Genomic DNA, 12,783 nt, shown 5'->3' with positions numbered 1-12,783 from the left:
CCCTGCTGTCGGCCATCACCGGGGTGATTATCTCCGGTGGCGACAACAACATCTTCACCCAGATCGGCCTGATCGTATTGGTGGGCCTGGCGTGTAAGAACGCGATTCTGATCGTCGAGTTTGCCAAGGATAAACAGCAGGAAGGTCTCGATCCGCTGGCCGCGGTACTGGAAGCTTGCCGCTTGCGTCTGCGGCCGATCCTGATGACCTCGTTCGCCTTCATCATGGGTGTGGTGCCTCTGGTGTTGTCCAGCGGTGCCGGTGCCGAGATGCGTCATGCCATGGGTGTGGCGGTGTTCTCCGGGATGATCGGGGTGACCTTCTTCGGTCTGTTGCTGACCCCAGTGTTCTACGTACTGATCCGTCGTTATGTGGAGCGCGGCGAAGCACGCAAAGCGGCCAAGGCCTTGAAGCTGGAGACACAGCAATGAGCGTGAAAGTATTTTTGCCGAGCTTGCTGGTACTGGCGCTGAGCGCCTGTGCCGTAGGCCCGGACTACAAAACCGAAAAATTGGAGGCGGCCAATATCACGGCCGCCGCCGACACCAAAAGCTATGACCACGCCAAGTACGAAGGCATCTGGTGGCAGCAGTTCGAGGACCCGACCCTCAACCAACTGGTCACCCAGTCGTTGAGCGGTAACCGCGACCTGCGTGTGGCGTTCGCCCGTCTTCGGGCGGCACGCGCCATCCGTGATGACGTGGCCACCGACATCATGCCGGTCGTCACCTCTCGCGCCAGCAGCGACGTGGGCAAAGGCCAGATCCCGGGCCAGACCACCAAACGCGTCAACAGCGAGCGCTACGACCTGGGCCTGGACATGGCCTGGGAAGTCGACTTGTTCGGCCGCATCCGTCGCAACCTGGAAGCCAGCGATGCGGACCAACAGGTCGCCGAAGCCGACCTGTACCAACTGCAAGTCACCATGATTGCCGAACTGGGAGACGCCTACGGCCAACTGCGCGGCGCTCAATTGCGTGAACGCATTGCTCTGGACAACCTGAAGAACCAGCAGGAATCGCGCACCATTACCGTGAGCCTGCGTGATGCCGGTGTGGGCGATCAGCTCGATGTGGAACGCGCCGACGCACGCCTGGCCGCCGTTGAAGCCAGCGTGCCGCAACTGCAAGCCGAGCAAGTCCGCGAGCGTAACCGCATCGCCACCCTCCTCGGCCAGCGCCCCGACAAGCTGAGCGTGGACCTGAGCCCCAAAGACCTGCCGGCGATTGCCAAGGCCTTGCCGATCGGCGACCCCGGCCAGTTGCTGCAACGTCGCCCGGACATTCTCAGCGCCGAACGCAAACTGGCCGCCGCCACCGCGCGTATCGGCGTGGCCAAGGCCGACCTGTTCCCACGGGTCAGCCTCAGCGGCTTCCTCGGCTTTACCGCCGGGCGTGGTTCGCAGATCGGTTCGGCTGCCGCCAATGCCTGGTCCCTTGGCCCTAGCATCACCTGGGCCGCCTTTGACCTAGGCAGCGTGCGTGCACGGTTGCGCGGTGCGAATGCCGAAGCCGATGGCGCCCTGGCGACGTACGAGCAGCAAGTGTTGCTGGCGTTGGAAGAATCGGAGAATGCCTTCAGTGATTACGGCAAACGCCAGCAGCGCCTGGTCTCGCTGATTCGTCAAAGTGAATCCAGCCGCGCTGCCGCAGACCTCGCCGCGATTCGTTATCGCGAAGGCACCGTGGACTTCCTGGTGCTGCTCGATGCGCAACGTGAGCGCTTGGCGGCTGAAGACTCCCAGGCCCAGGCCGAAGTGGACTTGTATCGCGGCATCGTCGCGATCTACAAGGCCCTGGGCGGTGGCTGGCAGCCGGACACGGTCGTCGCCAGCAGCAAGTGATGTAACGAGCTCCTTTGGTTGGTCGCATCCAGCCAATTTTTAGCCCTGCGGCTCATTCGGTCGCGGGGCTTTTTTTTGCTGATGATTTGAGGTGAGGCTTTCAGCTCGGTCGTGCAGGAGGGCGACAGTTGTCGGGGCGCGCGCAGAGTCGGGGTCAAACCAGCGAGAGATGAGCATCCCTGCTCGAAACAACAGTGGTTACGTTTTAGAAACGATTCAGCCTTCAGACGCCTTGGGCGGTGATTGCTGGGCAAAATCTATCGTGCCGTTAACCGTATTTGGCAATCCGATGTTTCCCACTAAGTTAGTGACTTCTTTGCCCGTACGCTCGCGTGGCGATAGCCTGATTAATGTCGCGGTTTTTTTGCTACCACACACCAGTTTTCTGAAATCAGAGAGTCCTTTCCCTAATGATTTAGGGACGTTCACCCCCACGCTTCTGACGCCCATTGCGGTGAGACGAAACAAGGATTTCGCCGTGCCTGCCACTGCCCCCGGTAGATTAAACATCGACAGCACTGCTTTACCCACAACGGCTAACTTGGCAGCTATCGACCCTGCCTTTGCGACCGCGCTGACGGCACTGGCGGCCACAAACAGAGCACCTACAATTTCCAAGCCCAGCCCAATAGCGCCCACGGCAACACGACGGCGATCGCCTGAGGCGAGCTCTTCGATATTGCCTTTGAACGGAATCAGGGTATTGATGACGAAATTATCAATAGCATCCAAACGCTTCTGAACGGCTTCGTTATACGTCGTGCCTGCAGCTTGCTTCATCAGCAGCAAGGGGTCGACGAGCAAATTTTCCAGTTGCAGGGCTCTAAGAATTTCAGCCGTTCGTGTCGATGAATAGGTATTGGGCAAGCCCGCTGAAGCGTCCTGACGCTTAGGCGGCGCGGGAAAGTGCGCGACGACCTCAATATCAACCGGCAGTGTCGAGCTTAGGCGCCGGCGCATGATTTTCCCGAAGGAATCGGTACCCGAATCACTCATAAACGTCATGGCGTCGACCAGTTCCGGGCGTTCTGCGTAGCGGTTAGAGCCGGGGAGAAACTCATAACACTTGGCGCCCGACGCATCTCTGAGAAATAGAACAGGCCCGATTTTTTGCTGAGCCTCTTCTTGATTGAGGTCGCCCTCTTGAGTCGAAGCGCCATAGACGGTGACTTCGCCAGACTCTAACCTTCGCCTGTCTTCAACAGGCAATTCGCTCATCAGCATTTTCGTGGCAATGCCCTGATAGGTTGCCAAGCTTGTAATTCCCTGCACGACGGGCAATAGAAACACGCTTTCGATCGGCTTCAACTTTACAAGTTGATTCTTCAATGCCTCGAACGCGGTTTTATCTGAAGGGTTGATAAAGTTCCATTCTTTCGTGCTTATATTTTCAGCCGTCAACTCGCCTGACAAGTATAAATCCTTGATTGAACAAGGCCCCGCTGCAAGCCCAAGGACAGTGGTATCAGGTTTCCACGCGTTGATGGCTGAGTTCGCAATGTTGCTCAAGGGTACAGCGTTAACAACTGAAGAACTGGGCTTGAACAGTACCGTCCTTTTACTAAAGAACTCACTCTGGCCAGGGCAAACACGCTCCAATTCCTGTTCACCTACATGCGTGCGGGCTTTAAGTAATGAGCTGGCCTTATCAAGGCTGGCGGCCACTAGCCCACTGTCCTCCACGCGCTTGTTGTAAGCAATTGCCGCGGCATTCAGCGCTGTGGGTGAGTAATCATCCTCCTCGGTCACGACCCCCTGGGCCAAGGCCCAATCGTATATCGGTCCGGCACAGTGCATTGCTTCCAATTGTTCGTGTTCAGGCGAGACCGGCCTCAGTAAGGCACGAGAGCCAAGTTGTTCTACACTCATCAGCCGCGAACTGCCTTGAGATGCCATTTCCGCCAGTGCCGTGTGGACGCGCAGGCTGACCAGTGGCAACGTCCCCACACGTACAGTATCCGCGCCCTTCACCAGAAACTCGGGGGCGACGGTCGACAACAATGCATGCGTGACCAGTATGGCTTGCTCGAGGGGCAGTTGTTTTTCTCTGGCCAGGTGTTGTTCAAGCTCAGTACGCACCTCGAACAGGGTTTTTCCTGCGTTTGATGCCGAGTACAGGTTGTAGCCGCCGATATGATTGCGCTGCGTACCCAGCGTTGGATCTATGATCAGCAGATCACGGGTAAGGATCAGCTGTTTGCGATAGCTTGGCGAAGCCTTCCCGCGCACCTCTGCCCCGTCGTCTTTAAGTGCAGCAAGAATGGGCTCACAGCGCCTCAGTCCTGCACCTTGAGTCAACGCTTGGCTAATGAGTTCGTCGGCATTCTGGCGGATGGATACCGGGCTCTGGCCTGCCCAGGGTTTGGGTGAGCAATCAAGCAGTGTCAACTGTGGGGGTATGTTGTTGCCGGGTGCTGAGCGGCGGACTCTGATACGTTGCCCCTCGGTCAGGGAATCAGGTGATTGCTGATCTTCCAGAAAATTACGGGCATAGCTGCCAAGTGGTGGTTCTGGTGGTAGCGGGTTGAGTTTCCAATTCACAATGTTGCGCAAGTCGCTGGCAGTCATGACGGCCGGTAATTCGCTCGACGTTGCATAGCGCAGCAATTGCCATACATCGCCGATTGAATGTGATCTGATTATTTTTCCAGTTGCTTCCGATTGCTGAATGGCACTGTCGAGCAGTTGCGCGAGCGTGGGATGGGCCAGAACTTGCTCCGTCACGTTGCGCCACGGTCCAGATGTGCCGTTGGCGCTGACCATAAACTGCCCATTCTCCAGCCGAACCTGGGGATTCACGCCTGTGCGGTTTGCGCTCAAGATGGGTGCCATCAGAGGATCGCGCATCAAGCGCTTCACTATTCTGAGCCCCGAGCGATTGGCAATCCCAAGTGACGAACCCGGTGCAATGTCCTGGGAAATCGCTCTGAGGTCGATGTCCTCGTTGTCTGGTTTGTCCTTGAGCTTACTGAGCAGCGTATTTATCAATGCGCTTTCATTTTCTACATCCATGAACTCACGCTCTGCCAGCTTGCGCATTTCAGGCGACCGCAGGGGGTCTTCCTCAACAGGCTTTACCGGAAAACCGTTGGCTTTGAGAGCGTCGGCATCGGTACTGTTGATGGGCCAGCGAACGCCGTAGAACGCCGCAATCTCAGCGGGCAAAAGCCTGGTTCCGGGGTTGCTCAGGCCATTTGCTTGCGGATCAAGCATGGCAGCACTGGCAATCACCTGCCGTCCGATCGGCCACCAACCGCTGCCATCAGACGGGGTAAATGTAGTGATTTTACCGGTATCTTGCGCTTGTACCGTCAGGGTGGACCCCACTATGTGAAACCTAGGCATCACGAAATTTTGCGCCCTTACCCAAGCCTGCAAGGACGGCGCGTTCCACGCGTCAACAAAGTGGCCCATCCATTTGCCAATCGACGTCTCTGGCGACAAATCTTGAAAGCGCCAATCGTCTTGGTGCCCGCTACTCAGCAGGGTGGCCAGTTCAGCGTCAGCTTCAGCGGTTGGTTTAACGGCAACCGCCAGCTTGTCCGTTTGGCCGATTGACGTCGCCAGGTTCAGCTCACCGGGTGACGGATTTGATTGGCGTGAGAGCGCACTGTTGCCTGTATCAACACGGGATAAGCTCATTAGACGTACTCCAGAGAAAGGAGCCTAATAATCTGAGAGCCGCCCCTTCGAAACGGATCGGCTTATTCTGAAGCGCAGTGCAGCAAGTGTATGTACACATTACCTCCTGCTAATCAACGCATGAGCCTGCGTCACAAAGACGGCAACGCGTCACTCAGAATCAGGCTGCGGTAGTGCCCTGGGTTTGAGCCGGACCATTTGCGGAAGGCTTTGTAGAATGAGCTGACATCAGCAAATCCAAGGCGCACGGCAATTTCAACAAAACTGATATCGGCCTCGGCAAGCCAGACAATCGCCAGTTCCTTGCGCACGCTATCCTTGAGCCCCTGATAAGTCTGCCCTTCATCTGCCAGGCGGCGACGCAAGGTTGACGCCGATATACACAGGTTGGCCGCCAAGCCTTCGGTTTCGGGCCAGGTATTGGCAGGCATATGGCGCAGATCATTTTTGATGCGATTGGCCAGGCTCGCCGGGTCGCGGTACTTGACCAGTATGTTGGCCGGCGCATGCGCCAGGAACCGCTTGAGTTCTTCCGGGCTACGCTTGATCGGCAGGTCGAGACAGTCGGCGGAAAAGATCATGCGCGTGCGTGGCCGATCAAAGCGCAGGTTGTCGGAGAACATCACGCGATAGTCATCACAGAATTGCGGCTGCGGGCAACGCAGCTCAATGGCGAGTATCGGAATCCGCCGACCCGCCAGCCAGCAGGCGACGCCGTGGACGATCATCCAGTAGGTGAAATAGGTAAACGCGCGTTTGGGTTCGGGTTCGAGCAAGACGATTTCTGCCAGGCTCTGTTGGCGCACCAGCTGTGCAGGCATCTGCTCGAACATCAGCGACAAAAAACCCAGGCCGGTTTCCAGGCCGGCATCCAGGCTCGGTTGCGCCATCGCGGCGCGGCACAGGAACGCCAGGCTGCCGGACTTGAGTTGGCGCGGGTCCATGCCAAAAAACTCGTCGTCCATGCGCCGCGCCAGCAAGCGCCACAGGCGTGCGTAGGCCGTGGCGGGCACGCGAGCGTCGGGCTGCTCGAGCAGCGCCGGGTCTATTCCGACCTTGCTCAAGGCTTCAACCGTGGCCGTGCCGGGCGCGCAGCTCTGCAGCAAGGCTTCGCGCACAAGATGGATAGAGATGGTGTCTTTTTCCGCCATGGGAATCGGGCTATTCAATGCTGCAAAAGATGGGATGCATCATAAGGGCGGTTGCGATTCGCCACCACCGTTCAGCCGCAGTTCAGCAAAGGTCAATATTGGCTGTTTAGTAATGAGTATCATTATGTTACAAATTAGCATCCTATCCAGCCTTGATGCGGTGCCGAATGCTCGTTCCCTTTCTAATCATGCTGCGCGAAGGCATTGAAGCCGCATTGATCGTTGGCATTATTGCCAGTTACCTGCAACAGACCGGCCGTGGCCAGTGGATGCCCGCCGTGTGGATCGGCGTGTTCCTGGCCGCTGCGTTGGCCCTGCTGGTTGGTGGCGGCCTGGAATTGGTCAGTGCGGAGTTCCCGCAGAAACAACAGGAATTGTTCGAAGGTATCGTCGGCCTGGGAGCCGTCGGCATCCTCAGCTCCATGGTGTTCTGGATGCGCAAAGTGGCGCGCTCCATCAAGCATTCCCTGCACGACTCTCTGGATCATGCACTGGCCGGCTCCAAGCACCAAGTCATCGCGCTGATCGCCATGGTGTTCTTTGCCGTGGCCCGTGAAGGTCTGGAAACCGTGTTCTTCCTGCTCGCCGTGTTCCAGCAAAGCGAAGGTCCGGGCGCCCCGATTGGCGCCCTGCTCGGCTTGATCCTGGCGATTATCGTCGGCTTCCTGATCTACACCGGCAGCATGCGCCTGAACCTCGGCGCGTTTTTCCGCTGGACCGGCCTGTTCATCCTGGTGGTGGCCGCCGGCATTCTTGCCAACTCGGTGCAGGCGCTGCATGAAGCCGGGGTGTGGAACCACCTGCAAACCGTGTTGTTCGACTTCAGCGCCGTGCTGCCGATGGACAGCCCGTTGGGTTCGGTGCTCGCCGGGATGTTCGGCTACCAGGAAGCGCCGACCGTGAGCACCCTGGGTGCCTATCTAATTTATCTGGTAGTGGCGCTGGTGATGTTCTTCCTGCCCTCGGCCCCTGCCAAGCCTGTCGCCAAACCTTCTTCCGTTTCCAGCCATTAAGGACCGTCTCTTGTCCAACCCAACCCTTCAACCGGCACCGCCGTCGCGCGCCCTGCGCTGGGCAGTGGCCGGCTCGGTGGTGGTGATGATCGCCGCCGGTGCGCTGTTTTATTACGCCTCGCAATTGGCTGCCGCCAAGCGTCAGACCAACCACAATGAAATCGCCGTGACGATTCACGCTCACGCTTGCGAGCCGAATGAAATCAGCGTGCCCGCCGGGCGCGCGAGTTTTCGCATCATCAACCGCTCCGACCGCGCGGTGGAATGGGAAATCCTCGACGGCGTGCTGGTGATTGAAGAACGCGAAAATATCGCGCCGGGCCTAAGCCAGGTGATCAACGCCAACCTGTTGCCCGGCGACTATGCGATCACCTGCGGCTTGCTGAGCAACCCGCGCGGCACGCTGCATGTGACCCCGACCGCCGAGTCCAATGCCCAGGCCAAGGCCAAACCGTCGATGGTGGCCTTTATCGGCCCGCTGTCGGAGTTCCGGGTGTACCTGAGCGGCCAAGGCAGTGCACTGGTCAAGGCCGTGACCGCGATGCAGCAAGCCATTGCCGCCGGTGACCTGGCCCAGGCGCAAGCGCTGTATGTGCCGGCACGTGAAGCGTATCAGCGCCTGGCTCCCGCCGCGCAACGTCTGGCCGAGCTGGACAACGCGATCAACGCCCGCGCCGATTACTTCGAAAAACGCGAGCAAGACCCTGCGTTCAGCGGCTTCCACCGCCTCGAATACAGCCTGTTCCAGCAGCGCAGCCTCGATGGCCTCGGCCCGATCGCCGAGCGCCTGGTCACTGACGTCACCACCCTCAAGCAACAGCTGCTTGCGCAATCACTGCCGCCGGAACAACTGGTCAGCATTGTGGTGCGCAACCTCAACAGCCTGGCGGATTTGCGTGCCGCCAGCGGTGAAGAGGAACGCTACAGCCATATCGACTTGAACGGTTTTGCCGCCAACCTGGTGGCCGCCCGCAAGGTGGTCGACCTGATGCGCCCGTTGCTGACCAAATCGGCGGCGGACCTGTTGCCAAAAATAGACAGCGCGCTCGATGCCTTCGATGCCCAACTCAACAGTTTTAAAGTCGACGGCCAGTACAGCCGCTACGACAGCGTCACGGCCGATCAACGCAAGCAGATCGCCGACAAGGCCAAGGCTCTGGCCGTTGCACTCGATGGAATCGACCCCGCCCTTGGCCTTTCCGGCCTGCAGTGAAGACGACCTAATACATGAGTGATTCAGAACAGTTTTCCGCACACTTTTCAGCACAGCGCCGCCGTGTCCTGCTGGGCATGGCCGCCACCGGCGCCGCGATTGCCGGCAGCACCCTGACCTGCCCGGCCATGGCCGCTGCGGCCGAACAAGTCACCACCGCACCACGCAGTGACAAGACCCAGGACCACCACGACTTTTTCGGCCAGCACCAGACCGGCATCGTCACCCCGCGCCCGGCCTGCGGCATGCTCGTCGCCTTCGACGTGCTGGCCAGCGATCGCGAAGACCTGGAGCGCCTGTTCCGCACCTTGAATGAGCGCATTGCGTTTCTGATGACCGGCGGCACCGTGCCGCAAGTCGACCCGAAACTGCCGCCCACCGACTCCGGAATCCTCGGCCCGGTGGTCACGCCGGATAACCTGACCATCACCGTCTCGGTCGGCGAATCGCTGTTCGATGAGCGCTTCGGCCTGGCGGCAGCCAAACCCAAGCGCCTGAGCCGCATGGTCGGCTTCCCCAACGATGCGCTGGAACCCGCGCAGTGTCACGGCGACCTGAGCCTGCAATTCAGCTCGAACACCCCGGACACCAATATCCACGCCCTGCGCGACATCGTGAAGAACCTGCCCGACCTGCTGCTGGTGCGCTGGAAACAGGAAGGCAGCGTACCGCCCCAGGCACCGGCCAAACCCGGTGAACCGGCGCAGAGCGCACGCAACTTCCTCGGTTTCCGTGACGGCTCGGCCAACCCGAACTCCAACGATGCCAAGGCGATGGACCAGATCGTCTGGGTGCAGCCCGGCAGCGACGAACCGGCGTGGGCCGCCCACGGCAGCTACCAGGCCGTGCGCATCATCCGCAACTTCGTCGAGCGTTGGGACCGCACGCCGCTGCAGGAACAGGAAAGCATCATCGGCCGTATCAAACCGACTGGCGCGCCCATGGATGGCGACAAAGAAACCCAAGTACCTGACTACAGCAAAGACCCGCAAGGCAAGTTGACCAAGCTCGATGCGCACATCCGCCTGGCCAACCCGCGCACCCCGCAGACACAGGCCAACCTGATCCTGCGTCGGCCGTTCAACTACTCCAACGGCGTCAACAAAAACGGTCAGCTGGACATGGGGCTGTTGTTCATCTGCTACCAGGCTGACCTGGAGAAAGGCTTTATCAGTGTGCAAACCCGGCTCAACGGCGAGCCCCTGGAGGAATACCTCAAGCCGGTTGGCGGCGGGTACTTCTTCACCTTGCCTGGGGTGACGGGGCCTAAGGACTTCCTTGGCCGCACGCTGCTCGCTGCAACGCACTCTCAAACCACTGCCAAGACCTAAAACAAACCCAGAGCGGAAAAGCCCCATGAAGAAGTCGACTATCGCGTTGTCGTTGCTAATGACCCTTTCACCGTTGGCAGCCTTCGCCGCCACCGCGCCTCTGGACCTGGTAGGCCCGGTGTCGGACTACAAGATCTACGTCACCGAAGAAATCGGCGAATTGGTCACCCAGACCAAGGCGTTCACCGATGCCATCAACAAAGGCGACCTGGCCACCGCGCAGAAGCTCTACGCACCGACCCGCGTGCACTATGAGTCCATCGAGCCGATCGCCGAGCTGTTCAGCGACCTCGACGCTTCGATCGACTCGCGTGTTGACGACCACGAGAAAGGCGTGACCGCTGAAGACTTCACCGGTTTCCACCGCATCGAATACGTGCTGTTCTCCGAAAAGACCACCAAAGGTCTGGAAGCGCTGACCGCCAAACTCAACACCGACGTCAACGACCTCAAAACCCGCGTGGATGGCCTGACCTTCCCACCGGAAAAAGTCGTCGGCGGCGCAGCAGCACTGTTGGAAGAAGTGGCTGCCACCAAGATCTCCGGTGAAGAAGACCGTTACAGCCACACCGACCTGTATGACTTCCAGGGCAACATCGACGGCGCGAAGAAAATCGTCGACCTGTTCCGTGGCCAGATCGAAAAGCAGGACAAAGTCTTCCTGGCCAAAGTCGACAAGAACTTTGCCACCGTGGACAAGATCCTGGCCAAGTACAAAACCAAGGACGGCGGTTATGAGACCTACGACAAGGTCAAGGAAACCGACCGCAAGGCCCTGGTGGGCCCGGTCAACACCTTGGCTGAGGACCTGTCGACCTTGCGCGGCAAGTTGGGTCTGAACTGATTAAAAGCCCCGAGCCATGCATTCATACCGCAAGGCACGGCTCGGGGCCTATTGGTGCTTAGTTCACCGGTGCGTCGGGCTTGAAGTCTTCAATTGGCGCTCCAGTGGGTATCTGCGTTACCGGATCAATCGCATACCATTTAGTGTCTATTTGTACCGCATATGTCGGGCAACTTCGACTCACGCCCAGCTGGCTTCCTGGGTAAGCGCCGCTCGCCTGCCGTGGGGCTAACGCGTCATACGCCCCAAGCCCCCAACGGCATTTCTCAAAGGCGGTGGTCGTCAGAAAAAAGCCTGGCCCCACACAAACCAATTCGCCTCTGAGCACCTGCCTGGCCGCCCCCAGGGCTTTGGGGCCAATCTTGAACACATCAAAAACCCCGTCCAGCGGGTTGAACAAACCGCGCAACGTTTTCGATCCGCCCTTCAGCGCGGTCATCGTAAACGCACGACTGCCGAACGGCACAACCGTTTTGAACCCACTGAAAAAGCCACGTAACCCACCGGTAAACGCAAAGGAAGTAAAGTCGATCACCAGCCCCTTCAGGCCTGCGCCAATGTTGCCGTCGGCGATATCGGCAATCGCCCCCACAAATGGGATCAGGCTTAATACCATCCTGAGGTTTTCACGGGTAAAGACCTTTCCGGAATCAAACGGATAACTGCGTCTTCTCTGTAGCGTTGTCGGCGCGTTGGCGTATTCCAACAGCGTCTCGCGCTTCACATCGAACGTAGCGTTGACGATGGCCCTGGCTATATCGTTGGTTTTTTTCGACGCCCAACTGTTAGGCACAGCACCTGGCGTGCTGCTGGCCCACCTCGACGAACTCTGCCCCGGCAACGTCTCTCCGAACTTTTCGATAATGGCCTTGGTTCGCACGCCGGGACGCAGCTCGCTGCCTGTCTGATAGGCCTGAAGGTCAAAATCTACTTGTGTTGCCTTGCGATAGTCCGCAGGTACATTGGCAAAAGGACCATACGGGACCGTCCCCTTTTCAATCACCCCGTCCAACTTTAACGTAGAGAACAGCAAGTTACGCTTGCACACTTTCATGGACCCCGGGAACATTTCGAGACAGGTATAGCCTCCCTCTGGCCCCTTGTTTTTGTAGCGCAACAACACACCCTGCTTGGCCCTCTTTTCGACCACCTTCGAGTCGCTCCCCTGATCCTGTGCCAGGGATTCCCCGGTTTCCTCACGCAACGTGAAAATCTCCACATCGCCGGACTCCAACCCTGTGCGTACATCCAGCGGTGCATTGGCGATCATCAGTTTGATCACCGTTCCCTGTGCGCGACGACTGTCGGCCAGGTATTGGTCCACTGCCGGCGCTACCAGCGGCTTGATACGTGGAAGCTTCTTGATTCTTTCTTCAAAGGTTTCCTGGGAGATAGTGGGGTGCGTGAATGCGTATTTCTTCTCGCCAAAAAGTCGCGTATTCACCCACTGCTGAGCCACGAAAAAAGGGTCCTCCTCAGGTTCTCCGGCAAGGATCAACTCGGTCAACAACGGGGTACGTGTTTCCAGGTGGCCCTCGTTTCTGGCGTCATACGGTTTGTCGGTCACCAGCGTCAACTTGATCTTGGCGATCTCATCCCGCGTCATTTCGGGAAACAACAGAACCAATTGATCAATCAATAGGCTCGTCTGCGAAGGTGGCTCACTTGTCAGGCTCTGGAAGGCCGCGACAGTACTGCTCTGGCGGTCAGCAAACGCTTGCGCGGCCGCCCGATAATCCCCTGCGG

At 58.6% G+C, this 12,783-nt stretch carries 8 protein-coding genes and 1 pseudogene; 6 read left to right on the top strand and 3 right to left on the bottom strand.

All coding sequences use genetic code 11. The features are described from left to right. Nucleotides 1-431 (top strand): efflux RND transporter permease subunit (locus FEM54_RS11085; RefSeq protein WP_138450875.1); only part of this gene is annotated, 431 nt, incomplete at its 5' end. Next, nucleotides 428-1,843: an efflux transporter outer membrane subunit gene (locus FEM54_RS11080; protein ID WP_138450873.1), complete on the top strand. Its 1,416-nt coding sequence runs from the start codon at nucleotides 428-430 to the stop codon at nucleotides 1,841-1,843. The genes FEM54_RS11085 and FEM54_RS11080, both read left to right, overlap by 4 nt. A gap of 216 nt (nucleotides 1,844-2,059) precedes the next feature. On the opposite strand, the gene FEM54_RS11075 is transcribed toward FEM54_RS11080, so the two are convergent. Further along, complete coding sequence (locus tag FEM54_RS11075) at nucleotides 2,060-5,485, bottom strand: hypothetical protein (protein ID WP_138450871.1); 3,426 nt, start codon at nucleotides 5,483-5,485, stop codon at nucleotides 2,060-2,062. 131 nt (nucleotides 5,486-5,616) lie between these two features. Further along, on the bottom strand, nucleotides 5,617-6,636 hold the full coding sequence (locus tag FEM54_RS11070) for an AraC family transcriptional regulator (RefSeq protein WP_017135539.1): 1,020 nt from the start codon (nucleotides 6,634-6,636) through the stop codon (nucleotides 5,617-5,619). A 167-nt stretch (nucleotides 6,637-6,803) separates the two neighbouring features. Here FEM54_RS11070 and efeU point away from each other — a divergent pair, with 167 nt between their 5' ends. Genes efeU through efeO (FEM54_RS11050) form a run of 4 tightly spaced genes read left to right on the top strand, consistent with a single transcriptional unit; the run spans nucleotide 6,804 to nucleotide 11,037 of the window. Next, nucleotides 6,804-7,649, top strand: coding sequence for an iron uptake transporter permease EfeU (efeU, locus tag FEM54_RS11065; RefSeq protein WP_138450869.1), 846 nt, complete (start codon nucleotides 6,804-6,806; stop codon nucleotides 7,647-7,649). 10 nt (nucleotides 7,650-7,659) lie between these two features. Then, on the top strand, nucleotides 7,660-8,862 hold the full coding sequence (efeO, locus tag FEM54_RS11060; protein WP_138450867.1) for an iron uptake system protein EfeO: 1,203 nt from the start codon (nucleotides 7,660-7,662) through the stop codon (nucleotides 8,860-8,862). Nucleotides 8,863-8,876: 14 nt separating this feature from the next. After that, nucleotides 8,877-10,193 carry an iron uptake transporter deferrochelatase/peroxidase subunit gene (gene efeB, locus FEM54_RS11055; protein WP_099549838.1) on the top strand — a complete coding sequence of 439 codons (1,317 nt, stop codon included), beginning with the start codon at nucleotides 8,877-8,879 and terminating at the stop codon, nucleotides 10,191-10,193. A gap of 25 nt (nucleotides 10,194-10,218) precedes the next feature. Next, nucleotides 10,219-11,037 (top strand): iron uptake system protein EfeO, encoded by an 819-nt coding sequence (efeO, locus tag FEM54_RS11050; RefSeq protein ID WP_138450865.1) that lies wholly within the window; start codon nucleotides 10,219-10,221, stop codon nucleotides 11,035-11,037. A gap of 58 nt (nucleotides 11,038-11,095) precedes the next feature. On the opposite strand, the pseudogene FEM54_RS11045 reads toward efeO (FEM54_RS11050), so the two are convergent. After that, nucleotides 11,096-12,783 (bottom strand): annotated as a pseudogene (locus tag FEM54_RS11045) (hypothetical protein); the annotation flags it as partial.

This window comes from Pseudomonas edaphica (assembly GCF_005863185.1).
Lineage (GTDB): Bacteria > Pseudomonadota > Gammaproteobacteria > Pseudomonadales > Pseudomonadaceae > Aquipseudomonas > Aquipseudomonas edaphica.
Note: the sequence above shows the minus strand (reverse complement) of the source record. Positions and strands in the feature narration are given on the sequence as shown.

What these genes read in the sequence shown, in the direction of transcription:
- efeB (WP_099549838.1), top strand. Translation starts at nt 8,877, where the DNA reads ATGAGTGATTCAGAACAGTTTTCCGCACACTTTTCAGCACAGCGCCGC.
- efeU (WP_138450869.1), top strand. Translation starts at nt 6,804, where the DNA reads ATGCTCGTTCCCTTTCTAATCATGCTGCGCGAAGGCATTGAAGCCGCA.
- efeO (WP_138450865.1), top strand. Translation starts at nt 10,219, where the DNA reads ATGAAGAAGTCGACTATCGCGTTGTCGTTGCTAATGACCCTTTCACCG.
- FEM54_RS11075 (WP_138450871.1), bottom strand. Translation starts at nt 5,485, where the DNA reads ATGAGCTTATCCCGTGTTGATACAGGCAACAGTGCGCTCTCACGCCAA.
- FEM54_RS11080 (WP_138450873.1), top strand. Translation starts at nt 428, where the DNA reads ATGAGCGTGAAAGTATTTTTGCCGAGCTTGCTGGTACTGGCGCTGAGC.
- FEM54_RS11070 (WP_017135539.1), bottom strand. Translation starts at nt 6,636, where the DNA reads ATGGCGGAAAAAGACACCATCTCTATCCATCTTGTGCGCGAAGCCTTG.